Genomic DNA, 23,721 nt, shown 5'->3' with positions numbered 1-23,721 from the left:
ACGAGAATGCGGCTGCGCGCACTGCTGGACACCGACGCGCTGGGCCTCAAGCTGCTCGGCGGCGAGGACGAGCTGGACCGCACCGTGCGCGGAGTGATGACCACCGACCTGCGGGACCCCAGCCGCTATCTCTCGGGCGGCGAACTGGTGCTCACGGGCCTGGCGTGGCGCCGGGACGCCGCCGACTCCGAGCCGTTCGTACGGATCCTGGTGCAGGCCGGGGTGGCCGCGCTCGCGGCGGGCGAGGCCGAGCTGGGCGATGTGCCGGACGACCTGGTCGTGGCCTGCGCGCGGCACCGGCTTCCGCTGTTCGCGGTGCACGAGTCGGTGGCCTTCGCGACCATCACCGAGCACGTGGTGCGGCAGGTGTCCGGGGAGCGCGCCGGGGACCTCGCGGCGGTGGTGGACCGGCACCGGCGGATGATGACCTCGGGCCCGGCGGGCGGCGGCCCGGAGGTGGTGCTCGATCTGCTCGGCTCCGACCTGGACCTGCGGGCGTGGGTGCTGTCGCCCACGGGGCGGCTGATCGCGGGTTCCGAGGAGGCGGGCACGGCGCTGCCCCCCGACGTGTGCGCGCGGCTCGCGGCGGAGCAGCTGGCCGCCGCCCGCACGGGCCGGCGCGGACCGCACCGGGTCACGCTGGGCCAGACGGCGTACAGCCTGTTCCCGGTGCGCGGCGGCGGGCGTGCCCCGCAGGGCGCGGCGCGGGACGTGCGGGAGTCGGTGCTGTCGGACTGGCTGCTGGCCGTCGAGGCGGACGCCGGCGACTGGGCCGAGGAACGGCTGGACCTGCTGCACGGGGTCACCCAGCTGATCGCGGTCGAGCGGGATCGCCGGGACGCGGCGCGCACGGTGCGGCGCCGGCTGGCGCAGGAGGTGCTGGAGCTGGTGCAGACGGGGGCCGCGCCGGCCGAGATCGCGGCGCGGCTGCGGGTGGCGGCGCCGGTGCTGCTGCCGGGGCTCGGGGCGGCACCGCACTGGCAGGTGGTGGTGGCCCGGGTGGACTGGGACGGCGGGGAGGTCGACGGCGGGCCGGTGGCGCAGGCGCTGCTGGAGGAGATCCTGGTCGATCCGGCGTCCACGGGTCCGGAGCAGTCCGACCGGATCGCGGTGGCGCACAGCGGGGACGAGGCGATCGCGCTGGTGCCGTTGCCGGCGGTGACGGGCGAAGCGGACGGCGCGGAGCCGGGGGTGCTCGCCGACGCCCTGCTGGAGGCGGTGCGGGAACCGCTCGGCGCCGGGCTGGACGGCGACGGCCGGCTCACCCTCGGGGTGTCCGCCGCGGTGCACTCGGCGGAGGGGTTGCGCGGGGCGCTGGAGGAGGCGCGGCACGCCCGGCGGGTGGCCGCGGCCCGCCCCGGCCGGGTCTGCGCGGCCGGCCACCAGGAGCTGGCCTCGCACGTGCTGCTGCTGCCGTTCGTACCGGACGACGTCCGCCGCGCCTTCACCGCCCGCCTGCTGGACCCGCTGCGCGACTACGACCGCCGTCACCGCGCGGAGCTGATCCCCACGCTGGAGGCGTTCCTCGACTGCGACGGCTCGTGGACCCGCTGCGCGACCCGCCTCCACCTGCACGTCAACACGCTGCGCTACCGGGTCGGCCGGATCGAGCAGCTGACGGGCCGTGACCTGTCCCGCCTGGAGGACAAGCTGGACTTCTTCCTGGCGCTGCGGATGAGCTGAGTCACGGCCCCGGGGTGAGAGGGGCGTGCGCCTGCGACCGGGGCGCCGGGTGACGGGCGGGGGCGCCCCCGGGACGGCCGGTTCGGGTCCCCGGCCCACTACTTTGTGAAATCCTTCACCCACCCTCTTGGCCGGGCCCCGTTGTTCGTGCTGAGATGCGGCCACCACTCAACAGCTCGACGGCGTGCTCGGGGAGGCAACGTGGCGCATACCGCCATGTCTGGTAACGGAACGACCGCCGGCGACGATCCCCTCCAGACCGCGGTATGGCGGCTGCGCTCCCGTGCCTGCTGGGCCGACGCGGCCGCCCTGCTCGCGCCGACCACCCCGGCCGCCGCCCTGCAACGGGCGTCACTGCTGGTGGAGCGGTGCCTGTACACCGAGGGGGGATGGGAGGAGGCCGAGGACGCGCTGCGCACCGCCGAGGCGGTGGCCCACACCGACGACGAACGCGGCGGGGCCGCTTGTGAACGCGGGTACTTGGCCTACGCCGCCACGGTCCTCACCGTACGGGACCGGGCCGACGAGGCACGTGCCGCGCTCGGCCGGGCGGCGGCGCTGATCCCTCCGGGGGCCCCGGCGCGCGCTCTGCTGGACTTCCGGCGCGGGCTGATCGCAGAGAACCTGGCCCGCTCGCCGCAGGCGGCCCGGGCCGCCTACCGGCGCGCCCACGCCGGGGCCACCGCGCACGCCGATCCCCTGCTGCTGTCGTTCACCTGGCGCCATCTGGCGGGACTGGCCCTGCGAGACGGCGAGTTGGCGGAGGCCCGGCACGGCTTCGCCGAATCCCTTCGGATCCGCGAGGAGTTGGGCTATCTCGTCGGCACCGCCCCCGCCCTGGTCTCCCTCGCCGACACGGAGACGGAACCGGAGGCGTCCCGTCTGCGGGAGGAGGCCCGGCGTCTGTTCCGCCTGCTCGGCGGCGTCCCGACCTGGCTCGCCCGCCAGTTGGCCCCGCCGGCTCCGGGGGCGGCGACGGCGTAGGCGGCGCCACCGGGTGGGACGCCCCGCGGCCGGCTCAGACCGCCCCGGTGAAGTGCTCCCCCACCAGGGAGCGCACGACCTCCAGGTCGCCCGCGATCAGCGCGTCCAGCAGGGCGGTGTGTTCATGGGCGTCGGCCACCAGCTCCGCCCGGGCGCGCGCGTGGGGGCCCGCGCCCGCCAGTGGCCACTGGGAGCGGCGGTGCAGGTCCTCGGCGATGCGGACCAGTTGCTCGTTGCCGGCGAGACCGAGCACCGCGCGGTGGAAGGCGCGGTCGGACTCGGCGTACGTCGCCCGGCAGCCGGAGGAGGCCGCGCGGACCGTCGCCTCGGCGAGGGGGCGCAGCTCCGCCCAGCGTTCGGCGGGGACCGTACGGGCCAGCTGCAGCATCACCGGGATCTCGATCAGCGAGCGGACCTCCGCCAGCTCCGCCAGCTCGCGGGCGCCCCGCTCGACGACCCGGAAGCCGCGGTTCGGCACGACCTCGACCGCGCCCTCCAGGCTGAGCTGCTGCATGGCCTCGCGCACCGGCGTCGCGGAGACCCCGAAGCGCTGGGCCAGGACGGGGGCGGAGTACACCTCGCCGGGCCGCAGCTCGCCCGCCACCAGCGCGGTGCGCAGGGCGGCGAGGACCTGGCCCCGTACGGAGGACCGCTGAATCGCCGGCCTGGCCCCGGGCGCGGCCGGTTCACCGTGCGTGTGCTCACCCCGGGCGCCCCCGGCCTCCCCGTCCCGCCGTCCCCGCTCCGGGGGCGCGGTCGCGGCCGGGCGCACGTCACCCCGGGCGGCGTCCTGCCGGTTCACGTCCGCCGCCCCCGGCTGTGCGGGAAGCCGGAGTCTGCCCGCGCCCGGCTGCGGGATCCCCGCCGGGGAGCCCTGCGTGCCCTGCCTCACGGGGTCCTCCTCCGGACGTGTCGGTACTTGGGGTCATTGCGGCTGGTTGTTACTTGTCCGTCAAGCACCCTAAGCGCACCGGCCGTCAGTTCAAATCCCGTCGACTTTCGGTAAGGTGAGCCTTACCTTTGCAGCCCCGGCCGTGCCAGGCCCGACAACACGTGGATGGGTGGTCCCATGCCTCTGCCCGGTTCGGCCGTCGCGGACGCGTACGCCCGCCTCACCGAGACGTTCCCGGCGCTGGCCGTCACGGAGCTGGCCGACGGGCAGGACGTCCCCGAGGGCGGCGGCTGGATCACCGCGGCGGCCCTCGCCGAGGGCGGCGCCGGCCTGGAGGCATTCCTGGCCTGGGACGACAGCCAGGTCCTGCGCGACTACGGACAGCGCGCCCGCCCGGATGTCGTCGCCGGCTTCGGTCTGCACCGCTACGCCTGGCCCGCCTGCCTGCTGATCACCGTGCCGTGGTTCCTGCACCGCCGGGTGCCGCGCTACCCGGTGACGCACGTCTCGTTCGACCGCACCGCTCCCGGTCTCGCCGTGGGTCGCATGGCCGTACGGCCGGCCGGTTTCTCCTGCCTGCCCGGCGATCCGGCGGCGGCGTTGCCCGGCGCCCGGGTGGTTCCGGGTGAGGAGGCATTGCGGGCGGAGGTGCGGGCGGCGGTGGCCGCTCACCTGGAGCCCGTCCTGGCCGGCTTCGGCCCGCGGATGCGGCGGCGCGGACGGGCACTGTGGGGCATGGCGACCGACGAGGTCGTGGAGAGCCTGTGGTACGTCGGGCAACTGCTCGGCGAGGAGGAGCGGGCCGTGCGCGAGCTGGAGCTGCTGCTGCCGGGCTCGACCAAGCCGTACGTGGGCACAGCGGCCTTCCGTCGGCTGACCGGGCCCGGTGGCGAGCCGGTGCGCAGCCGGGAGCGGGTGAGCTGCTGCATGTTCTACACCGTGCGCCCCGAGGAGATCTGTCAGACCTGCCCGCGCACCTGCGAGACGGCGCGGCCCACCAGGGCGGTGGCGAAGGCAGGTTGACGGTGCGTCACCTGCTGGCCGGGCACAGATTTTCGGCCAGGCTCCGCGTGGCTCGGGTCGCCTGACGTCCCGTAGGATCGTGCGTGCGCGGAGTACGGAAGGTCACAGGCGTTTCACAATCTCCCCACCCGTCGCGGGAACTTTCCGAGGAACCACCGGTCCGGGTAGTCTTATTCGAACTCAACTCCCGCCCCTCAAGCGGCAGTTCGAGCAGAACGCCGCCCTGGGCAACCCCTTGCGACTCCTTGGCGGCCTCTTGCCCCGAAACCCCCTGAGGGCCGGTGGGATTGGGCCACTATGGCGGGCGTTACGCCCTATCCCAATGCAAGGGACCCTCTAGATGAGACTGACCGACATATCGCTGAACTGGCTGCTTCCGGGCGCCGTGCTGCTCCTGGGCATGCTGGCGGCGGTGGCGGTGCTCGCGCGCGGCAAGCGCTCCTCGGTCAAGGACACGAGCCTGGACGACTCGTGGGAGCGCAACGAGGAGCGCCGCAGGCGCAAGGAGGCCATCTACGGCACGGTCTCCTACGTGCTGCTGTTCTGCTGTGCGGCGGTGGCGGCCGCGCTCTCCTTCCACGGCCTGGTGGGCTTCGGCGAGCAGAACCTCGGCCTGTCCGGCGGCTGGCAGTACCTCGTCCCCTTCGGCCTGGACGGCGCGGCGATGTTCTGCTCGGTGCTCGCCGTGCGCGAGGCCAGCCACGGTGACGCGGCGCTCGGCTCCCGGATACTCGTGTGGACGTTCGCGTTCGCCGCAGCCTGGTTCAACTGGGTGCACGCCCCCCGGGGCGTCGGCCACGCGGGCGCCCCGCACTTCTTCGCGGGCATGTCCCTGTCGGCGGCCGTGCTGTTCGACCGCGCGCTGAAGCAGACCCGCCGGGCCGCGCTCCGCGAGCAGGGTCTGGTGCCACGTCCGCTGCCGCAGATCCGCATCGTCCGCTGGCTGCGCGCACCCAGGGAGACGTACCGCGCGTGGTCGCTGATGCTGCTGGAGGGTGTGCGCAGCCTCGACGAGGCGGTCGACGAGGTGCGCGAGGACAAGCGCCAGAAGGACGAGGCCCGTCGGCGCAGGCGGGACCAGGAGCGCGTGGAGCGGGCCCGGCTGAAGGCGATCAGCCGGGGCCACCGCGGCTTCGTCGGCGGTCGGGGCGGCGGACGCGAGCTGGAGGCGCCGACGGTGGAGCGGGGCGCCGACATGGTCTCCGCGGAGCCTGCCATATCGGCGTCGGAGCCCTTGCCCGTACGCGCGCGTCCCTCCCTTCAGCCGGTGCGTGGCGCCGCTGACCCGGTCACCGTGGACCTCACCGCGGAGGACGACACGCAGGCCCTGCCGCGTCTGGACTCCCTGGAGCGCAAGCTCAAGGACCTCGAGCAGCAGTTCGGCTGAGCGTGCGAGCGGGCGCTACGACGGGGCGGGGTGCGGCCTCCGGGCCGCACCCCGCCCCGTCTTCCCGCTCCGGCCCGGTGCGTCGGGGGCTCAGGCGGCGCCGGCGCGGGCGTCGAGCTCGAACCAGACCGCTTTCCCCACGCCGTGCGGCGTGATCCCCCACTCGTCGGCGAGGGACGCGACCAGCACCAGGCCCCTGCCGTGGGTGCCGTCACCGGTCCCCGGCGCCCGCAGCCGCGGTCTGCGGGACACGAAGTCCCGTACCTCGACGCGCACTCCGCGGGGCCCGACGGTGACCGTCAGGACCGCCTCGTGGTCGGTGTGGACCAGCGCGTTGGTGACCAACTCGCTGGTGAGCAGTTCCGCGATCTCGGACTGCTCCGGCCGGCCCCAGTGCCTGAGCAGTTCGCGCAGCGCGCGGCGGCACTCGGGCACCGCCCGCAGGTCCGCCCGCCCCAGTCTCCGTCTGAGGTTCACCGCCGGCACCGCCCGCTCCCCGTCGGCCGTGTCCTCCCTGGTCCTCGGCGCGCAGGCCCCTATCGTGACGGGACCGCCTCCTCGTGCCTGCCTGTCCATGACCCCCGCCCGCGTGCCGCTGTCGGTTCCCCCTGCTGGTCGAACGCGTTCACGGGAATCCTTGCCCCGTCACTCAGGCGGCAGTCATGCCGAAGGGCCCGTACCGGTTGTTGGCCGAAGAGCGACGGTCCGCACGCACGTGCGGGGGCCGTCCTCCCGACCCCCGTGGCGAGAGGACGACCCCCGGCCTCGCGGTGGTCGTTCGGTGCGCGGTCGGCACAACCCGACGGCCGTCCGTCCGGCCAGCGGTCGGCACAACTCGTCGGCCGGCCGTCCGGTGCGCGGTCAGTACAGCTTGTTCACGGCCCTGGTCGTCGTCTTCTTGAAGGCGGCCACGGGAGCGTCGTCGAAGCCGCCCATCGCTCCCCAGCTCACGACGGTGACGGTCTTGCCGTCGCGGCCCACGGACAGCAGGTGGACGTCCGTGGCGCCCCAGGAGGCCGCGGTGTGCAGCCCGTGCACCTGCGCGCCCTCCTCCACCGGCAGCGTGCCGTAGGACCGGCCCTCCGCCTCGACCTCCGGGTCGGACGCCTCGATCCGGTCCGCACAGGAGCGGATCTCCTCGTTCAGCAGGGCGGCCAGGGCCTTGGCCTTGGCGCTGGAGCCGGTGACGACGGTGGCCTGAACGGCACCGGTGTCCAGGTCGGTGTGGAAGACGCGGTGCCGGTAGTCGTACGCGGGTACGCCTTCACCGAGGCAGTGGGCGAGTTCCGCCGGGAAGCCGTCGGTGACCTTCCCCGCGGTCCAGACGGACGAGGGGTGCGGCGGCAGTTCGGAGGCCGCGAGGAACCTGGGCGCGGGCACCTTCCCGGGAGCGGCGCCGGCGGGCGTGATCAGGGTGGTGCCGGCGGCGAGGCCGACGACGGTGAGGGCGGCGAGGAGGCCGGCTCGGGTGCGCATGGGCATGGGTGTCCCCCGTCAGGAGTGCGTGGTGGATGACGTGATGCGGTGACGGCCCCGGCGTCGACACGGCGGGCCGGGCCGGTCCGCCCGGCCGCCGTCGGGGCGACCACCAAGAGCATCGGCGGTGGTCGCGGGCGGACGCAAGCACCGTCACGGATTCCCTCGGCCTGGAACCATCCCAGGCCGTCCGACGTGCAGATACAGGGGTGCCTGGGATACGGGGACACGGCTTTCCGGGTCCGGCCGGATCGGGCCGGGCGTGGGCGAGCGGGGTGACGGCGGCGGTGGCGGTGGCGGAACACGACGAGGTGGCTCGGTTCGCGGCTCTGCTGCGGCAGCTGAAGGAGCGCACGGACCGCAGCTACGGCGCCCTGGCCCGCCGCCTGCACATGAACACCTCCACGCTCCACCGCTACTGCGCCGGCGACGCGGTCCCCCTCGACTTCGCCCCCGTGGAACGCTTCGCGGCCCTGTGCGGAGCGTCCGCCGAGGAGCGCCTCGAACTGCACCGCCACTGGCTCCACGCGGTGGCGACCCGTCAACGCCCGCGGACGCAGGGGGCGCCGGCGGAGGCGAGGACGACGGGCCCGGGACACGAGCACGGGTCCGGCCCGGGCGCCGGTGACGGTCGGTCAGCCCCCGCCGGCCCGCTGACCGGGGCCGTCGGTCGCGCGGAGGAGAACGGGACGGGCGGGCCGTCGGCCTCGGCGCGCCCCGCGCGCCCCGCGGACGAGGCACCGAACGGCACGTCCGCACCGGCACCCGCAGCCGAACCCGCACCCGCACCGGACCGCGGGAGCGCCCCGGCACGTTCCCCGGACCGGGCTGGCACACCACCCACCGGCAAGGGCACCGACGACACGGACGCCGTGAGCCGCCCCGCCCTCCCCCCGACCGCCCCCGCACGGGCACGGTCCTGGTACCGGCGCAAGCGCGTCACCGGCGTTCTGGCCGGCGCGTGTGTCGTGCTCGCGGTGGTGGGGACTCTGGCCGCGCTGCCCGAGAAGGACCGCGGAGCCGCCGAGGGAGCTCGGGGCAGGGGGCCGGTCCCGGTCACGGAGCCCGCGTCGCCCACCGCCCCCGGAGCGCCGGACCGGCGGAACACGTCGCCGACGGCGTCCGGTGCTTCGGCCCCGGAGCCCGAGCCGGCCCCCGGATCGTCCGCACCACGGCCCGGGGCCTCCGCCACCCCCGGCCGCGGCCCCGGACCGACGCGGCCCGCGCCCGCCGGGCCGCCGCCCCTCACCTGGACCGTCGACTCGCACGTCTGGGCGCACGGTTGCGGGCACGACTACGTCATCGGAAGACCCCCTCGGCAGGTGCCCCCGCCGCCCGCTCCGCAGGACGCCCGGACCTGGGCCTCGGCCCAGGCCGCCGTGCACGGGGGCGAGACGATCGTGGAGCTGTCCGTGCAGGGGACGTCCGACACCGCCGTCGTGCTGACGGCGCTGCGCGTACGCGTCGTCGGCCGCGCCGGCCCCGCCCCGGGGCACGTCTACGCCATGGACCAGGGCTGCGGCGGATCCCTCACCCCACGCCACTTCGCCGTCGACCTGGACAAGGACCGGCCCGTGGCCCGCGCCGTGGACGGCAACGACGCCGGTACCCCGATCCCGGCCGTGCGCCTGCCCTACCGGGTCTCCGCCCAGGACCCGGAGGTGCTCGTGGTCACGGCCCGGACGGGCGCCTGCGACTGCCGCTGGTACCTGGAGCTGGACTGGTCCTCGCAGGGCCGCTCCGGCACGGTCCGCGTCGACGACCACGGGCGCCCGTTCCGCACCAGCGGTCTCGCGGGGCTGCCCCGCTACGAGTACGACACCTCCGCACGCGTCTGGCGGCCGCGCACGAAGTGAACGCCCTTACGGCCGAGGCACGTTGCGCAAGTTGGAGCGCGCCATCTGCAGCATCCGGCCGACCCCGCCGTCCAGCACGATCTTGGATGCGGACAGGGCGAACCCGGTCACCATCCCCCTGCTGATCTTCGGCGGGATCGACAGCGCGTTGGGGTCGGTGACGACATCGACCAGGGCCGGGCCCTTGTGCCTGAACGCGGACTTCAGCGCCCTGGCGAGGTCCTTCGGTTTCTCCACCCGCACCCCGTGGGCGCCGCACGCCCGGGCGACGGCGGCGAAGTCGGGGTTCTTCATGACGGTGCCGTGCGAGGGCAGACCGGCGACCAGCATCTCCAACTCGACCATGCTCAGCGAGGAGTTGTTGAACAGGACCACCTTCACAGGCAGGTCGTACTGCACGAGGGTGAGGAAGTCCCCCATCAGCATGGTGAATCCACCGTCGCCGGACATCGACACGACCTGCCGCCCCCGGTCGGTGAACTGCGCCCCGATCGCCATCGGCAGCGCGTTGGCCATCGAGCCGTGGGAGAAGGAACCGATGACCCGGCGGCGGCCGTTGGGCGAGATGTAGCGGGCGGCCCAGACGTTGCACATGCCGGTGTCGACGGTGAACACCGCGTCGTCGTCCGCGATCTCGTCCAGCACGGCGGCCACGTACTCGGGATGGATCGGCACGTGCTTGTCCACCTTGCGGGTGTACGCCTTCACCACCCCTTCCAGGGCGTCCGCGTGCTTCTTGAGCATCCGGTCGAGGAACCGCCGGTCGTCCTTGGTGCGGATCCGCGGGATCAGACAGCGCAGCGTCTCCCGCACGTCGCCCCACACCGCCAGGTCCAGCCTGGAACGCCGGCCGAGATGCTCGGGCCGCACGTCGACCTGGACGATCCTCACGTCGTCGGGCAGGAAGGCGTTGTACGGGAAGTCGGTGCCGAGCAGGATCAGCAGGTCGCACTCGTGGGTGGCCTCGTAGGCGGCTCCGTAGCCGAGCAGACCGCTCATCCCCACGTCGAAGGGGTTGTCGTACTGGATCCACTCCTTGCCGCGCAGGGCGTGGCCCACCGGGGACTTGATCTTCTGGGCGAACTCCATGACCTCCGCGTGCGCGCCCGCCGTGCCGCTGCCGCAGAAGAGGGTGATCCTCTCCGCCTCGTCGATCATGTCGACGAGGCGGTCGATCTCGGTGTCGCCGGGGCGGACCGTGGGCCGTGAGGTGACGAGCGCGGTCTCGGCGGCCTTCTCCGGGGCGGGCTGGTCGGCGATGTCGCCGGGGAGGGAGACGACGCTGACGCCGGAGCGCCCCACCGCGTGCTGGATGGCCGTCTGGAGCAGCCGAGGCATCTGCTGGGGGCTGGAGATGAGCTCGCTGTAGTGGCTGCACTCGCGGAACAGCTGGTCGGGGTGGGTCTCCTGGAAGTAGCCGAGGCCGATCTCGCTGGACGGGATGTGGGAGGCGAGGGCGAGGACCGGGGCCATCGAGCGGTGGGCGTCGTACAGGCCGTTGATGAGGTGGAGGTTGCCCGGCCCGCAGGAGCCGGCGCAGGCGGCGAGCCGGCCGGTGATCTGGGCCTCGGCGCCGGCCGCGAAGGCGGCGGTCTCCTCGTGCCGGACGTGGATCCAGTCGATGGCGGAGTTGCGGCGCACGGCGTCCACGACGGGGTTGAGACTGTCGCCGACGACGCCGTAGAGGCGTTTGACCCCGGCGCGGGTGAGGATGTCGACGAACTGCTCCGCGATGTTCTGCTTGGCCATGGCTCGTCCGCCCCTTCGGCATGCCTCGGTGCCCGGCCCTTCCGTCGGGCCGCTCCGGGTTCCATGAAGTCACACCGGGCAAGCTCACGCCTCCCAAACGGCGACGGCCGTACGGTCGTCCGCGTACCCCTTGACCCGCACCCGGGTGTCGGCGAGGAACGCGGTGAGACCGGGCGGTTGCGGGCGGGACCAGCGGTCGGCCAGGTGGGCGCGGAGTTCCGCCTCGCCGTGCAGCGGGTCGGCGAGGCCGGCGCTGCACATCAGCAGGGTGTCACCCGGGCGGGCGACGGAGGTGCGGAAGCGGAAGGGCTCGCGCGGCGGCAGGGGGGCGGGCTCGTACGGGCTCGGGGGTGTGGGTATCCCGAGGTCCATGGTGAGCCGGTCGCCCTCCGGGGTCTCGGCGGGCGGCGAGCCGAAGCCGACCACGGGCTCGCCGCTGACCTCGGTGACCCGCGGTTCGATGTCCTGCCAGGCGCCGTCGCGCAGCCGGAACAGTCCGCCGGGGCCGACGCCGAAGAAGACGCGGATGCGGCATTCGGGGTCGGCGGGGAGCAGAAGACAGCGCAGGTCGGCCGCGTACTCGTCCGGCGCGAGACCCCGCTCGGCGGCGGTGGCGCGGAGTCGGCCGAGGGTGCGGTCGGTGAGGCGGTGCAGGCCGGACTTCAGGTCGCCGCGCCGGGCGGCCCCGATGTCCTCGACCAGGCGGGCGTGGCTGCGGCCCACCGCCCGCCCGATCCACCGGCACGCCTCGGCGGCGGCGCGGTGCGCGCCCGGTGCTGCCCGGGACCCGGTCGCGACGGCCACGAGCAGGAGCGCCCGCTCCCCCGCCCCGAACCGCGCGGTGAGCAGCGCGTCCCGCCGCGGTTCCCCGCGGTAGCGCGCGGAGTCCCCGCGCACGGACGCGGCCCGCAGGGTGCAGGCCCCGTACCGGGCGCCGTCCAGCACGGTGTCGGCGACGAGGTCGTCCAGCGCGTCGGGGTCGGCGGGCGGCAGGGCGGTCGGCTCGGCGTCGTAGGTGGGGGGCCGGGTACCGACGTAGGGCCGGGTGGGGAGCGGGTCGGGGGGTGTGGCGGGACGGGACGGTGCGGCGGTGTCGGGCGGGGTGGGGACGGGGTCGGCCGGGTCGGGAGCGGGGGCTGCCACGGGCGCCGCCCGCGTGGCCCCCGGTGGGAAGCTCACCGGGCCGGGGGGTGTGGCGGGCGGCGGCTCCCAGGGCGCGCAAGGCGGCCGGGCGGTGCTCGGCCGGGGCGGGGGCGGCGGGGTGCGCGGTGCCGCCGGTGGAGGCGCCGGCATGTCCGGCACCGGTGTCCGCGGCACCGGTGGGGCGGCGGGCGTCCGCGGGACCGGTGGGACCGACGGGGGTAAGGGGGTGCGCGGTGAGCCGGTCGCCCCTGGCGAGTTCACCGTGCCGGCCGCCGACGCATAACGGTCGTCCACGGAATCGGACGTGAGTGCGGGGCCCGTGTCGCCGTTGGAGTCGTCGTACAACTGCCCCCACCAGTCGTCCTCGTGGCCGGTGGGCCTTCCCCCCTGCTGGCTCATGCCCCCAATTGTCCACCGCGCGGCCCGGATGAAAACGGGGCATCCGGAAATTCCGCGCCCCGCCCCACACCCGGGACGGCGTGTCGGGTGAGCGGTGGGACGGCTGTGCGAGGAGGGCCGGCGCGCCGGGGCGGGGCCGGGCGGGCCGGGCTGAACTGCGCCGTTGCGTCCGTTCCTGCACTCTGGACAGATGGGAGCGTGGGACCTCCTGCTGGTCGGGCTGGTCATCCTGTTCGGCCTGTGCGGCGTGCTGCTCCCCGGGGTGCCGGGGTCGTGGCTGGTGTGGTCCGCGGTCCTGTGGTGGGCGCTGAAGGATCCGCGGCCCGTGGCGTGGTGGGTGCTCGTCGGGGCGACGGCCGTGCTGCTGCTGTCCCAGGTGGTGCGCTGGGCGCTGCCGCCCCGCAGACTGCGGCCCACCGGCACCGACGCCAGGCTGACGGCGTACGCGGGCACCGGGTCGTTGCTGGGTTTCGTGCTGCTGCCCGTCCTGGGCGCGATCCCGGGCTTCCTGGCCGGTGCCTACGTCCACGAGCGGCTCCGTCTGGGCCGCCGGCGCGAGGCGGTCGCGGCGGTGCGCACGGCGCTGCGGTCCGGCGGCTGGAGCGTGCTGACGGAGCTGTTCACCTGCCAGTTGATCACCGCGGCCTGGCTGGGTGCGGTGTTCTGGGGCTGACCGCGCTCACGCCGGCAGCACGCCCTCGTGCGTGAGCAGCCGCACCTTGCGCTCCAGGCCGCCCGCGTACCCGGTCAGTGACCCGTCGGCGCCGATCACCCGGTGGCACGGCCGGACGATCAGCAGCGGGTTGGCCCCGATCGCGCCGCCGACGGCCCGTACGGCGGCCCGCGGCGCCCCGATCCGCGCGGCGATCTCGCCGTAGGTCGTGGTCGCGCCGTAGGGAAGGCCGTCCAGCGCCGCCCACACGCGTTCCCGGAAGGGCGTGCCGGTGGTGCGTACCGGCAGCCGGAAAACCTTCAGCTCACCGGCGAAGTAAGCGGCGAGCTGCTCCTCGGCCGCACGGAACGGCCCCGGGTCCCGCAGCCACTCCTCCCGCACGGTGCGCCCGCCCTTCTGCCCGGGCACGGACAGCGAGGTCAGCCCGCCGGACGCGTCCGCGGTGAGCAGCAGGGGCCCGAGGGGGCCGTCCACGCTCGTCCAGTACGTGACCGGGGTCGGGGTCGGGTTCGGGGGCGTCTTGGTGGGGCTCGGGATCGAGGTCATGGGTGCTCCAACTCCCCTGCGGCACGCAGGTGGTTCAGGGCGTACGAGCGCCAGGGGCGCCAGCTGTCGGGGACGTCCGGCCCGGGCGGGGCGACGTCGGGGTCGCCGAGGGCCCGCGTGCGGATCTCGGCGACGGTGCGGGCGTCCAGGCCGGGGACGGCGCGCAGGGCGTCCTGGGCGTCGTCCCGGTCGGCGCCGGGGTCGAGGCGTACGGCGCCGTCGGCGAGGGCGGTGGTGAGCGCGCCGAGGGGGCCGTGGGGTTCGGCGTCGGCGAGGACGGCCGGTTCGGGGAAGAGGTGGGTGAGGCTGCCGCAGGGGGCGTCGAGGGCCTTGCCGTACCGCTGGACGAGCCGTGCGGCCTCGTCGCGGCCGGTCAGGGTGCGCACCGCGAGTTCCTCCGGGTCGGCGGCGCCCGGCGAGCGCAGGCCGGGGCGGGCGGCGACGAGCGGGGCGAGCCGCGGGTCGGCACCGAGCCGCTCGTCGACGGCGTACGGGTCGGCGTCGAGGTCGAGGAGCCGGCGCAGCCGCTGGACGGCGGTGGTGAGGTCGCGCGGGTCGGTGAGGTGGAGGCGGGCGTCGAGCCAGCCGCCGGGGTGGGCGCCGGACCCGGTGCGGGCCGTGCCGGGGCGTTCGTCGACGGCGGCGATGCCGGTGCCGTACGGGAGGCGCAGGGTGCGGCGGTAGGTACGGGTGCCCGGGGGGCCGGTGACGTCCTCGATGCCGGGGACGGCCTCGCGTTCCAGCAGGTCGAAGACGGGGCCGGACTGGTAGGGGCCGCGGTGGGAGAGGCGCAGGGGGATGCCGGCGGTGGGGGTGGCCGTGCGCCTGGCCGGGCGGTCACGGTGGGGAGCGGTGGCGCGCAGTGCGCTGGGCGTGGCGGCGTACACGGCGCGGATGGTGTCGTTGAACTGCCGGACGCTGGCGAATCCGGACGCGAAGGCGATCCGGGTGACCGGCAGCTCGGTGGTCTGCAGCAGGACGCGGGCGGTGTGGGCGCGCTGGGCGCGGGCGAGGGCGACCGGTCCGGCGCCGAGTTCGCCGGTGAGCTGCCGCTGGACCTGGCGGGCGCTGTAGCCGAGGCGGGCGGCGAGGCCGGCCACGCCCTCGCGGTCGACCACCCCGTCCGCGATGAGCCGCATGGCACGGCCGACGACGTCGGCCCGTACGTTCCAGTCGGCGGAGCCGGGCACGGCGTCGGGGCGGCAGCGGCGGCAGGCACGGAAGCCGGAGCCCTGCGCGGCGGCGGCGGTCGGGAAGAACCGCACGTTGTGCCGCTTGGGGGTGACCGCGGGACAGCTCGGCCGGCAGTAGATCCCGGTCGTCTCCACGCCGAAGAAGAACGCCCCGTCGAACCGGGCGTCCCGGCTCCGCACCGCCTCGTACCTGCTGTCCTCGTCCATCACGCTTCCCAGTCTCGGCCACCCCCAGGATGACGGCTGGCGGAAATCGGACACGACGCCGGGCGACGGAACACGCCGGTGACAACACGACGGGCGCGGGCGAACGGCGGGGCGGCCGAAGCGGCGGTGGGGGCGAACGTTCCATGGAGGAGGCGGACACGAGAGCCGGGCGGACCCATGGACGGGCCGGACCCTTGGGCGGGCGCTGTTCCACGGCAGCGGCCCGCAGGCATCGCCCTCGCCCCGGCCGCCCCCGTACACCCCGGAGCGCCCGGCGTCACGAACGCGGCATCGCGCCGTGGCGCGGACCGGTCCCACGGTGGCCGGCGGGCGGTGGCGGCCCGGCGCGCGGGGCAGCGGGCGGCCGCCGCCCCGCTCCGAGCCGACCACGCCACCGGGACCACGTCCGGCCGCCCGGGCACGCACCGCCTCTCGTCCCGGCAGCCGGCATCCCTCGTCCCGGCGGCCACCGCGCATCGGTGGCCGCCCTGCCGTGCCCACGGCACCACGGGCCACCGTCGCCCGCCGTACCCCGGTGAGGAGCCGGAGTGCGGCCACCGGCGGACCGCGCACGGCTCCGCCGGGCGGACCACACGCCGGCCCCCGGGCGGGGCCGTCCGCGGACCCGTCAGCTCCAGGGTCCCCGTTTCGCCCGCATCGCCGCCCTTCCCTCGGCGCCCTTGCGCTTCCAGTCCTTGCGGATCTCCGCGCGGAGCCGCGCGTCGGTCTTGGCGACGATGCGCTGGTTCTCCCGGAGCAGCTTGCGGTAGCTGTCCAGGCGGCGTTCCGGGAGGGCGCCCGAGGCGATGGCCTCGAGGACCCCGCAGCCGGGCTCGCTCTCGTGGGCGCAGTCGTGGAAGCGGCAGTTCTCGGCGAGTTCCTCGATCTCGGAGAACACCTGGCCCACGCCGGTGCCCGCGTCCCAGAGGCCGACGCCCCGCAGGCCGGGTGTGTCGATCAGGACTCCCCCGCCGGGCAGGGCGAGGAGGTTGCGGGTGGTCGTGGTGTGGCGGCCCTTGCCGTCGACGTCCCGGGTGGCCTGGACATCCATCACGTCCTCGCCGAGCAGCGCGTTGGCCAGCGTGGACTTGCCCGCTCCGGACTGGCCGAGCAGCACGGTCGTACCGCCGGAGGCCACCGCCGCGAGCACGTCCAGCCCGTCGCCGTCCCGCGCGCTGACCGTGAGCACCGGGACGCCCGGCGCGCTCAGCTCGACGTCCTGCACGAGGTGTGCGCGCGTCACCGGGTCGGGCACGAGGTCGGCCTTGGTGAGGACGACGACCGGCTGCGCCCCGGACTCCCAGGCGAGCGCGAGGAACCGTTCGATGCGGCCCAGGTCCAGTTCGACGGCGAGCGAGACGGCCACGACCGCGTGGTCGACATTGGCGGCGAGGATCTGCCCCTCGGACCGCTTGGAGGAGGTGGAGCGCACGAAGGCGGTACGGCGCGGCAGACACGTCCGTACGTAGCGCGGGTTGCCCGCGGGCTCGACGGCGACCCAGTCACCGGTGCACACGACCCGCAGGGGGTCGTGCGGGGTGACGAAGGCGGTGTCGGCCCGCAGGGTGCCGTCGGCGGTGATCACGTCGCACTGGCCGCGGTCGACCCGGACCACACGCCCGGGCAGCAGCCCCTGGGCGTCGTGGGGGGCGAACGCGTCGGCCCATGCGGCGTCCCAGCCGTAGGGAGCCAGCGCGGTGAAGACGGAGGTGGAACTCAAGGGGGTGACCCTTCGAGAAGGGTGGCCCCGGCAGCCGTGTCCGCAACGCCGGAACGGCGGAGCGGAACAGGAAAGGAGAAGTCGGTCGAGGTCAGCCGGTGGCCACGGAGGGAGAGGGGACGAACGTCTGGATGCGGGCAGCGCCCATCACGGAGACAGCCATCGGTCACACCTCCCAGGTCCTCGATCGGATCGACAACGGCAGCGGCCGACGGCCCACGGCCGCCGCGCACTGCGGGTCCCACCCTAGAGGCCCGTCGACCCTCGCACCATCGGTTTTTCCCGACCCGTCCGCTCGCCCCGTCGCGGGGGCCGGCCACGGGCCGGCCGGTCGCGCGACGGCCGGTCCCGCGCGCGACGCCTCACCTCGGCGCGCAGGGGCGGCCGTTCAACGTGATGTCGTACGGCGGGGAGTTGGTGCCGCGCCAGGAGGCGAGGAAGCCGAAGGAGACGCTGCCGCCGGCCGGGACGGCCGCGTTGTAGCCGGCGTCGGTAGCGGTGACGCGGGGGCCGTCCTGGTGGGCGTCGGCGTCCCACGTCTGCCGGATCCGCTGGCCGTCGCGGAAGGCGAGGCCGACGCGCCAGGAGTCGAGCGGTTCCCCGCTGGTGACGGTGACGGTGGCCTGGAAGCCGTCGGGCCACTGGCTGACCAGGTCGTATGCGGCGCGGCACGCGGGAGGCCCACCGGGGGTGGCGGGAGGCGAGGTGGTGGGCGAGGAGATGCCCTGGGGACCGGGGTCGCGTTCCTCGCCGCGCCTGGTGCGCTCGGAGGAACGGCCGGCGATGGGTTCCGGGGCGCGCGGGGAGGCGGAGGAGGAGGGGGCCGGGGGCCCGGACGGCGGCGCCGGCAGGCCGGGGTCGGCCACCGGCTGGCGGTCGGCGTCGGCCCGCGCGGGGTGCTCCTCGTCGGTGCCGCCGAACGGCATCAGGGAGACGGCGAGGGCCAGCGCGGAGACCAGGACGGCGGCCATAAGCAGGCCGTTGCGGGCGACGCGGGCCCGCTGCGTACCGTCTGCCGGGTCGTCGGACTCCGGGTCGGGCCGGTGCCCGGTGCCGAGCCGCACCTCGGCGGCCCGGCGACGGCGTTCCAGATAGGCGAGGCCGCCCCAGCCGATCACCCCGCCGGCCAGCGCGGCGGGCAGTCCTCCGCCCTCCGGGCGCAGGCAGGCGGCGGCCTCGGCGCAGCGCGCGCAGGTGGCCAGGTGCCGGGAGAGGTCGCCGGGGGCGTCGGCGGCGGGCGAGCGGGTGACCGCGCCGATGAGCCGGGCGTAAGTGCGGCACTCGGCGTCCATCGGGGAGTCGAGGTGGTTGCGGTGGCAGCGGTCCCGGAACAGGCGGCGCACCTGGTCGAGTTCGCCGGGGACGGTGGTGGGGTCGAGGCCGAGGCGGCGGGCGATCAGGGGCAGCGCCAGGGCCTCGACCTCGGCCAGCCAGAGCAGTTCGGCGTCCGCCTGTTGCAGGTCCCGCAGTCCGCGCAGGGCGACCGGTCGGGTCAGGGGCGGACCGGTGTAGCGCTCGGCGCGCTCGGAGTTGAGCCACAGCCGCAGGTCGGGGTCGAGCTTGTGGCCCTCGCCCGCCTCCTCCCAGGCGGCCGTCGTGGTGCGCACGGCGGTGAGCAGCACGGGTATCCGCGGCAGCCGGGCGGAGCGGCGGCCGGTGCCGCGGACGGTGCCGGCCTCGGCGGCGCGGACCTCGCGGATGCCCCGGGCGAATGCCTCGCGGGCCAGGTCGGCGGCGGCGCTGGAGCCGGCCGTGCACAGGTCGGCGTACGACAGCACCGCGTCCCAGCACTCGGAGAACAGCTCCGCCTCGGTGGCGTCCTGAGGGGTCGGCAGGTCGGGCATGGGTCTCCTGCATCCACGAGCGAGGTCAACTCGGCAGACCGACAACGGAGTTGGGGAACCTCGCGGCAGCGGCCGAGCTTTTCACGTCCTCGTCGCGCCTGACAAGCGCCGTCGTCACCTTCCGCCGCGGCACCCGCGAGCCCACGCCCGGACCCTACGCAAGAACGGCCGGAACGTCTCCGTTCCGGCCTTTCCTTGTTCATTTCTTCACGACTCGTTTCGCACGACCCGTGCGTCACGGGCGTCTCACGAACAGGTCGTCAGACCTCAACGGGTTCCTGCGCCGGCAGGCTGTCCATGAACGAGCTGACGGAGAACACCGCGCGGCCGGGTCCGGGCGGGCCGTAACCGGGGGGCGAGGAGAGCCCGAACTCATCCATGGTGGCGCGGTAGGCCTCGAGCAGCCGGATGTGGTACTCCAGCGGCGCGCCCTGGGGGTTGGCCTTGCCGAGCGGGGTGGTGGGCTCCGGGCACCACGTGGTGAAGCGGGGTGTGATGCCGTGCGACATGAAGAAGCGCAGGCCCTCCGTGGTGGAGGCGATGGCCTCGTCCACCGTGGTGAAGCCGAAGGGCTCGGCCATCTCGACGCCGGCCACGAAGTTGGGGATGACGTTGCGGGCGCCGAAGACGTCGGCGGAGTCCAGGATGCGCCGGTGCCACTCGTCGCGGCCGACGTAGCGCTCCTTGCCCGGGCAGTACAGCTCGAACAGGCGCCGGTCCCACACCTCGTAGTTGGGGTGGTAGATCTGCACGCCGTAGTCCTTGAACCGCTGCACGTCCGCCTTGGGCAGCGCCTGGGCGACGACCTTGCCGATCCAGCGGCCGGGGAAGCGCTCCTCGATGGCCTTGGCGTAGTGCCCGTAGAAGTCGGCCTCGTCACGGCCCGAAACGGTCTTGGTGATCGCGCCGCCGGTGAGGGTGTAGGCGGTGGACGCCTTCGCCGTGTCGTAGCGGTCGATGATCTCCAGGGCCTCGAGGACCTCCTCGACGTCCTTCACACCCGTGTAGGGGCGGCCGGCCGCCTTGTGCTGGCGCCAGTTGTGGTTGATGTCGCAGTACTGGCACTCCTCCTTGGCGCCGAAGTACTGGCAGACCCGGAAGACGGTGAGGTAGATCAGGTAGCCCCACTGGATGGTGGGGGCGACCTCCATGACGGACTTGCCGTTGCCGAGCGTGTGCCGGTAGTACTCGGGCATCGGCGGCACCCCGACGTCGGCGATCCGCCGGCCGTCGAGGTAGAGGCCGAGCATCCCGTCCTCGCTCGCGGCGACGCGGTACGGCGAGGAGGGGTTGACCCGGACCGAGACCACGGTGCGGCGCAGGTCGTAGGGGCCGCCGGTGAGGATGATCTCCTCCGGCGGGCGCCGGAGCGCGGCCTCGCCCAGTTCGGGCAGGGTGCCGTGGTCGAAGGAGAAGATGAAGTACGACTTCGGCTTGACCTCGCCCCCCTCGTTGTCGCTCAGGGCGGACGGGTCGAAGGCCACGCCGCCCCGGAGCAGGTCCTCCTTGAAGACGGCTTCCCGCGGCACGTGCGGGAACCGCTCCATCAGATCCTCGACCAGCGCGGTACGGCTGCCCATCCCGTGTCTCCTCCCGGCTCGGACGTACGACTCCTCACGGTATGCCCCCGCTCGGGCGGGCGGCGTGCCGGGTCCCCCTCGTGGCGTGGGCCACGCGCGCCCACTGCGGGAGAAACCGCTCTCTACCAGGGTGAGACGGGAATGCACCCGGTGCCCGGGGTACCCGCGGTCGACTGCACCGAGCAGTCCGGCGTGCCGGGCCCCTGGCACGAGCGGCTGCCGCACTCCCGGAGTTCACCCCGAGCAGCGGTGCGGAGCTCCGGTCGGGCTATCTGCTGCCGCGCCGGTCCGCCGCCGAGGCACCGGGCGCGCTGGGCGGCATTCGGGAGACGGTGGCCCCCGTCCTCCAGACCTGTGAGGTGCGGACGGTGGCCGCCGACGACCAGTGGCTCGGCCCCTCGTACGGCGGGACACCGTGGCCGTGCACTTCACCTGGATATCGCGGACACGGCAGCCGTGCCGCCCGCGGTGCGGCGCGTGGAGGAGGCCGTGGCGCCGTTCGATCCCCGGCCGCACTGGGGCAAGGTCTTCACCCTGGCACCGTCCACCGTGCGCTCCGCTGCCCCCGCCTCGCCGGCATCCGGGACCTGGCCCGGACCCTGGACCCGACGGGCAAGTTCACCAACGCCTTCGTCCAGGACGTCCTCGGCGAGGACCGACCCGGGGCGCCGCCCCGCCCCGGGCGGCGATGGACCCGCCGGATCCGGCACCGGCCCGCGGGTCGTCGCCGTCCCCTCGCCCGAAGCGCCCTGCCTGGGCTAGCTTGGTCCCTAGACCCTCTAGGTTCCTCTGGGGAGGCCCCCTTGCCCCGTGCCGGACTCACCACCGACCGTGTCGTGGCGGCCGCCGCCGATCTCGCGGACGAGGCCGGGTTCGAGAACGTGACGCTGTCCGCGCTGGCACGCCGCTTCGGGGTCAAGGACGCCAGCCTGTACGCGCACGTGCGCGGCATGACGGACCTGCGCACCCGTCTGGCGCTGCTCGCGGGCGGCGAGATGATCGACCGGATCGCCGCCGCGGTCGCCGGCCGGGCGGGCAGGGACGCGCTGACCGCGTTCGCCGGTGCCTACCGGCAGTACGCGCTCACCCGGCCGGGGCGCTACGCCGCGACGCAGATCCGCCTGGACCGGGCTCTGGTCGCCGACTCCCCCGCGCTGCGCCGCACCGCCGAGATCACCTACGGCATGCTGCGCGCCTACGGTCTCGAGGAACCCGATCTCACCGACGCCGTACGCCTGTTGCGCAGCACGTTCCACGGTTACTGCGCCCTGGAGGCCGCCGGCGGCTTCGGCGCGCCCCGTGACGTGCAGGCGTCCTGGGACAAGGCGGTCGAGGCGCTGCACGTCACGCTGGGGAACTGGCCCCGGGAGTCCGGGCGGGGCGCCTGATCCGATGGGCGTGGCTCGTTGAGGCCGGCCGATCCGACCCGCTGCTCACCGGGCCGGGGGGCGGCGGCCGGCCCGCGACCGGGAACGGTGCGTAAGGCGCCGCTGGACGTGGCGGGCCACCGTCCGGCCGCGCTGAAGAGGCCGGCGGCGCTGCTCAGGAGTGCGTGAGCGCCTGCCGCACGACGTCCAGATTGCAGGCGTCGACGTCGACGGCGGTCGGATCGGAGGGGCGAGCCAGACGTGGTCCTGGTCGGGCCTGGGGGAGGTGATCCGCCGGGTGAGCGGGCGGACCGGGAAGTTCTCCTGCCAGTTCTTGATCCGTGGCCCCGGCACTCCGTCGGCGAAAGACGACTCGCCGACCTGCGGGCGATCTCGCCGAGCAGTCCGGTCTCCTCCTTCAGCTCCCGCAGGGCCGCGTCCCGGGCGCTCTCGTCGGGATCGAGCTTGCCGAACGGAACGCCCTCGCGGGCGGCGGCAGGGCACCCCGGTGCGGTGGAGAGCGGCGCAGGCGTCACGACAGGTCTCCCAGGGCGTCGGCGTAGTACACCGACTCCTCGAGGTGGCGGTCGAGTTGGCGGAAGGTCCAGCCCTGGCCGGGCGAGTGGTCGAGCTGGTCGTCGGTGAGCGCGTCGAGGCGGGCGGCCCATGTCCGGGCGAGCCGGGTGAGGCGACTGCGGGCCTCGTCGAGGTCCTCGGGCGTGAAGGGGGCGAGGTCGGCCGCGGTGGTGGTCGCCGAGGCGTGCCAGTGGTCGGGCAGGGGCTCCTCACCCACGAGGCGTGCCTCCATCTCGGCGAGGTGGTCCACGAGATGGTCGGCCACGCGGCGGATCGCCTTGTGCGGGGTGTGGACGCGGTCGTCGAGGTGGACGGGCTCGCCGTTCCAGCGCGTCCAGGTGGCGGCGAGGGCGAGGACGTGGTCGACCATGCCGGTGACGGCCGAGGAGGTGCTCGTGTGCTGCGGGTTCCCGGTCATGGGGGAACGCTACGGGCGGGACGCTTCGGCGCCGGCCGAAGCGTGCGCCGGCCCCGGTGGCGGATGGGGCCTGGGGCGCCCCGGTTCCGGGCGGAGCGCCCCAGGGGCTCATCACATCCTGACCGGGCCCTCCGGCACCAGCCCCGGGGCGAGCAGTTCCTCACGGACCAGTGCCGGTACACGGTCGCGCCCTGCAGCGACGTGTGCGTGGTGTCCCGTTTCCCACGGGAGACGTACAGCGCCTCGGAGCCCTCGACCCCGGGCGATTCGACCAGTTCCTTCGTCCGCGCCGTGAGGTCGGCCAACGGCACCCCGGGGCGGGCCGCGACGGAGCGGACGACACCCGGCTGGTCGACGCCGAGGCCGTTGACCAGCAGCGCCGTGCTGTGTCTTGTGGGCAAGCTGGACGAGGACGAGGACGTCGCGCCGGATCAACGGCTGGACGGTGCCCCACAATTGGGGGTACCCCGGACAACTGACCGTACTCTCGCCGGAGTCGGCGTGGTTGGCCACGCACAGGCCCTTGCGCGGATACCGCGGCACCTGTCGGCCCCAGCTCGCGTAGGGGTCGGCGGGCTGGTCGCAGACGGCGGAGCCGCCGACGAGGAGGATCCGCCGGGACTGCCGGGCCGGGGTGGCCCGGATCGCGGCCAGGGCGGGCGCGGAGCCGCCGACGGAGAGGCTCGCCGCCGAGCAGGACGTGGACGTCGTAGGCGCCGGCGCAGGTCGAAGCGGCGGGGCGGTGGGGGGCGGTGAGCGGGCCCGGGCGCGCCCGTGGGCACCGGACGGGCCGCCGCGTGCGCCGGGGGCGGCCGACAGGGTGAGGCGCGGGGCCACCACCGCTCCCCCGGAGCCGACGGATCACCGCGCGCCCTCCGCCGCGGCGCCGCCGACCACGGGACGCCGAAGTGGGGTGTGCCGTCGGGCTTCCGGCCGAGCTTCTGGACGCGGGTGTGGCGGTTGGGGTCGTGCAGCGGGTCGCCGTCGATCTCCCGAAGCAGCAGT

18 protein-coding genes and 3 pseudogenes are annotated in these 23,721 nt (G+C 74.8%); 8 read left to right on the top strand and 13 right to left on the bottom strand.

Features of this window, described 5'->3' with window-relative positions:
• The first annotated feature begins 6 nt into the window (after positions 1-6).
• Both ACFYOV_RS09490 and ACFYOV_RS09485 read left to right on the top strand, forming a co-directional pair.
• Positions 7-1,683, top strand: a complete 1,677-nt coding sequence (locus tag ACFYOV_RS09490; protein ID WP_389084934.1) for a PucR family transcriptional regulator — start codon at positions 7-9, stop codon at positions 1,681-1,683.
• Positions 1,684-1,899: 216 nt separating this feature from the next.
• On the top strand, positions 1,900-2,667 hold the full coding sequence (locus ACFYOV_RS09485) for a hypothetical protein (protein WP_389084931.1): 768 nt from the start codon (positions 1,900-1,902) through the stop codon (positions 2,665-2,667).
• Between the two features lie 34 nt (positions 2,668-2,701).
• On the opposite strand, the gene ACFYOV_RS09480 is transcribed toward ACFYOV_RS09485, so the two are convergent.
• A complete protein-coding gene (locus tag ACFYOV_RS09480) occupies positions 2,702-3,559 on the bottom strand; it encodes a GntR family transcriptional regulator (RefSeq protein ID WP_389084929.1) in 858 nt (285 codons plus the stop codon).
• 177 nt (positions 3,560-3,736) lie between these two features.
• Here ACFYOV_RS09480 and ACFYOV_RS09475 point away from each other — a divergent pair, with 177 nt between their 5' ends.
• A complete protein-coding gene (locus ACFYOV_RS09475) occupies positions 3,737-4,582 on the top strand; it encodes a (2Fe-2S)-binding protein (RefSeq protein ID WP_389084926.1) in 846 nt (281 codons plus the stop codon).
• Positions 4,583-4,922: 340 nt separating this feature from the next.
• Positions 4,923-5,969: a DUF2637 domain-containing protein gene (locus tag ACFYOV_RS09470; RefSeq protein WP_389084924.1), complete on the top strand. Its 1,047-nt coding sequence runs from the start codon at positions 4,923-4,925 to the stop codon at positions 5,967-5,969.
• A gap of 90 nt (positions 5,970-6,059) precedes the next feature.
• Here the strand turns inward: ACFYOV_RS09470 and ACFYOV_RS09465 are convergent, their stop codons facing one another.
• Entirely contained in the window at positions 6,060-6,545 is a 486-nt protein-coding gene (locus tag ACFYOV_RS09465; RefSeq protein ID WP_389084921.1) for an ATP-binding protein, read from the bottom strand.
• 285 nt (positions 6,546-6,830) lie between these two features.
• A complete protein-coding gene (locus ACFYOV_RS09460; protein WP_389084919.1) occupies positions 6,831-7,451 on the bottom strand; it encodes a hypothetical protein in 621 nt (206 codons plus the stop codon).
• Positions 7,452-7,732: 281 nt separating this feature from the next.
• On the opposite strand from ACFYOV_RS09460, the gene ACFYOV_RS09455 reads away from it, so the two are divergent.
• The gene (locus tag ACFYOV_RS09455) at positions 7,733-9,301 is read left to right on the top strand and encodes a helix-turn-helix domain-containing protein (protein ID WP_389084916.1); all 1,569 of its coding nucleotides are present in this window, start codon (positions 7,733-7,735) and stop codon (positions 9,299-9,301) included.
• 6 nt (positions 9,302-9,307) lie between these two features.
• Here ACFYOV_RS09455 and ACFYOV_RS09450 read toward each other — a convergent pair whose 3' ends face one another.
• Both ACFYOV_RS09450 and ACFYOV_RS09445 read right to left on the bottom strand, forming a co-directional pair.
• Positions 9,308-11,050 (bottom strand): pyruvate dehydrogenase, encoded by a 1,743-nt coding sequence (locus tag ACFYOV_RS09450; RefSeq protein WP_389084914.1) that lies wholly within the window; start codon positions 11,048-11,050, stop codon positions 9,308-9,310.
• Positions 11,051-11,134: 84 nt separating this feature from the next.
• A complete protein-coding gene (locus ACFYOV_RS09445) occupies positions 11,135-12,592 on the bottom strand; it encodes a protein phosphatase 2C domain-containing protein (protein WP_389084911.1) in 1,458 nt (485 codons plus the stop codon).
• A 190-nt stretch (positions 12,593-12,782) separates the two neighbouring features.
• On the opposite strand from ACFYOV_RS09445, the gene ACFYOV_RS09440 reads away from it, so the two are divergent.
• Complete coding sequence (locus ACFYOV_RS09440) at positions 12,783-13,265, top strand: DUF456 domain-containing protein (protein WP_389084908.1); 483 nt, start codon at positions 12,783-12,785, stop codon at positions 13,263-13,265.
• A 6-nt stretch (positions 13,266-13,271) separates the two neighbouring features.
• Here ACFYOV_RS09440 and ACFYOV_RS09435 read toward each other — a convergent pair whose 3' ends face one another.
• From ACFYOV_RS09435 to ACFYOV_RS09415, 5 genes are all read right to left on the bottom strand, one after another.
• Positions 13,272-13,811: a methylated-DNA--[protein]-cysteine S-methyltransferase gene (locus ACFYOV_RS09435; RefSeq protein WP_389084905.1), complete on the bottom strand. Its 540-nt coding sequence runs from the start codon at positions 13,809-13,811 to the stop codon at positions 13,272-13,274.
• Positions 13,808-15,211: a DNA-3-methyladenine glycosylase 2 family protein gene (locus ACFYOV_RS09430; protein ID WP_389085610.1), complete on the bottom strand. Its 1,404-nt coding sequence runs from the start codon at positions 15,209-15,211 to the stop codon at positions 13,808-13,810. Before ACFYOV_RS09430 ends, ACFYOV_RS09435 begins: the two co-directional genes overlap by 4 nt.
• Positions 15,212-15,839: 628 nt before the next feature.
• Positions 15,840-16,931: a ribosome small subunit-dependent GTPase A gene (gene rsgA, locus ACFYOV_RS09425; protein ID WP_389084903.1), complete on the bottom strand. Its 1,092-nt coding sequence runs from the start codon at positions 16,929-16,931 to the stop codon at positions 15,840-15,842.
• 362 nt (positions 16,932-17,293) lie between these two features.
• Positions 17,294-18,775: a cellulose binding domain-containing protein gene (locus ACFYOV_RS09420; protein WP_389084900.1), complete on the bottom strand. Its 1,482-nt coding sequence runs from the start codon at positions 18,773-18,775 to the stop codon at positions 17,294-17,296.
• Between the two features lie 260 nt (positions 18,776-19,035).
• On the bottom strand, positions 19,036-20,355 hold the full coding sequence (locus ACFYOV_RS09415) for a radical SAM protein (RefSeq protein ID WP_389084898.1): 1,320 nt from the start codon (positions 20,353-20,355) through the stop codon (positions 19,036-19,038).
• A gap of 132 nt (positions 20,356-20,487) precedes the next feature.
• On the opposite strand from ACFYOV_RS09415, the pseudogene ACFYOV_RS09410 reads away from it, so the two are divergent.
• Together ACFYOV_RS09410 and ACFYOV_RS09405 are read left to right on the top strand one after the other, a co-directional pair.
• A pseudogene (locus tag ACFYOV_RS09410) lies at positions 20,488-21,005 on the top strand (D-arabinono-1,4-lactone oxidase); the annotation flags it as partial.
• A gap of 153 nt (positions 21,006-21,158) precedes the next feature.
• The gene (locus ACFYOV_RS09405; protein WP_389085608.1) at positions 21,159-21,743 is read left to right on the top strand and encodes a TetR/AcrR family transcriptional regulator; all 585 of its coding nucleotides are present in this window, start codon (positions 21,159-21,161) and stop codon (positions 21,741-21,743) included.
• 434 nt (positions 21,744-22,177) lie between these two features.
• Here the strand turns inward: ACFYOV_RS09405 and ACFYOV_RS09400 are convergent.
• The 3 genes and pseudogenes from ACFYOV_RS09400 to ACFYOV_RS09390 all read right to left on the bottom strand — a co-directional run.
• Positions 22,178-22,258, bottom strand: a pseudogene (locus tag ACFYOV_RS09400) (hypothetical protein); the annotation flags it as partial.
• Positions 22,255-22,716 (bottom strand): hypothetical protein, encoded by a 462-nt coding sequence (locus ACFYOV_RS09395; RefSeq protein WP_389084896.1) that lies wholly within the window; start codon positions 22,714-22,716, stop codon positions 22,255-22,257. The pseudogene ACFYOV_RS09400 and the gene ACFYOV_RS09395, both read right to left, overlap by 4 nt.
• 111 nt (positions 22,717-22,827) lie before the next feature.
• A pseudogene (locus ACFYOV_RS09390) lies at positions 22,828-23,397 on the bottom strand (carbohydrate esterase); the annotation flags it as partial.
• Between the last annotated feature and the right edge of the window lie 324 nt (positions 23,398-23,721).

The sequence above is a fragment of the Streptomyces sp. NPDC005931 genome, from assembly GCF_042871235.1.
Classification (GTDB): Bacteria; Actinomycetota; Actinomycetes; order Streptomycetales; family Streptomycetaceae; genus Streptomyces.
Note: the sequence above shows the minus strand (reverse complement) of the source record. Positions and strands in the feature narration are given on the sequence as shown.

Coding starts and splice junctions, on each gene's coding strand:
- ACFYOV_RS09490 (WP_389084934.1), top strand. CDS start 7: ATGCGGCTGCGCGCACTGCTGGACACCGACGCGCTGGGCCTCAAGCTG.
- ACFYOV_RS09485 (WP_389084931.1), top strand. CDS start 1,900: ATGTCTGGTAACGGAACGACCGCCGGCGACGATCCCCTCCAGACCGCG.
- ACFYOV_RS09475 (WP_389084926.1), top strand. CDS start 3,737: ATGCCTCTGCCCGGTTCGGCCGTCGCGGACGCGTACGCCCGCCTCACC.
- ACFYOV_RS09470 (WP_389084924.1), top strand. CDS start 4,923: ATGAGACTGACCGACATATCGCTGAACTGGCTGCTTCCGGGCGCCGTG.
- ACFYOV_RS09465 (WP_389084921.1), bottom strand. CDS start 6,545: ATGGACAGGCAGGCACGAGGAGGCGGTCCCGTCACGATAGGGGCCTGC.
- ACFYOV_RS09460 (WP_389084919.1), bottom strand. CDS start 7,451: ATGCCCATGCGCACCCGAGCCGGCCTCCTCGCCGCCCTCACCGTCGTC.
- ACFYOV_RS09450 (WP_389084914.1), bottom strand. CDS start 11,050: ATGGCCAAGCAGAACATCGCGGAGCAGTTCGTCGACATCCTCACCCGC.
- ACFYOV_RS09445 (WP_389084911.1), bottom strand. CDS start 12,592: ATGAGCCAGCAGGGGGGAAGGCCCACCGGCCACGAGGACGACTGGTGG.
- ACFYOV_RS09440 (WP_389084908.1), top strand. CDS start 12,783: ATGGGAGCGTGGGACCTCCTGCTGGTCGGGCTGGTCATCCTGTTCGGC.
- ACFYOV_RS09435 (WP_389084905.1), bottom strand. CDS start 13,811: ATGACCTCGATCCCGAGCCCCACCAAGACGCCCCCGAACCCGACCCCG.
- ACFYOV_RS09430 (WP_389085610.1), bottom strand. CDS start 15,211: ATGGACGAGGACAGCAGGTACGAGGCGGTGCGGAGCCGGGACGCCCGG.
- ACFYOV_RS09420 (WP_389084900.1), bottom strand. CDS start 18,775: ATGCCCGACCTGCCGACCCCTCAGGACGCCACCGAGGCGGAGCTGTTC.
- ACFYOV_RS09415 (WP_389084898.1), bottom strand. CDS start 20,355: ATGGGCAGCCGTACCGCGCTGGTCGAGGATCTGATGGAGCGGTTCCCG.
- ACFYOV_RS09395 (WP_389084896.1), bottom strand. CDS start 22,716: ATGACCGGGAACCCGCAGCACACGAGCACCTCCTCGGCCGTCACCGGC.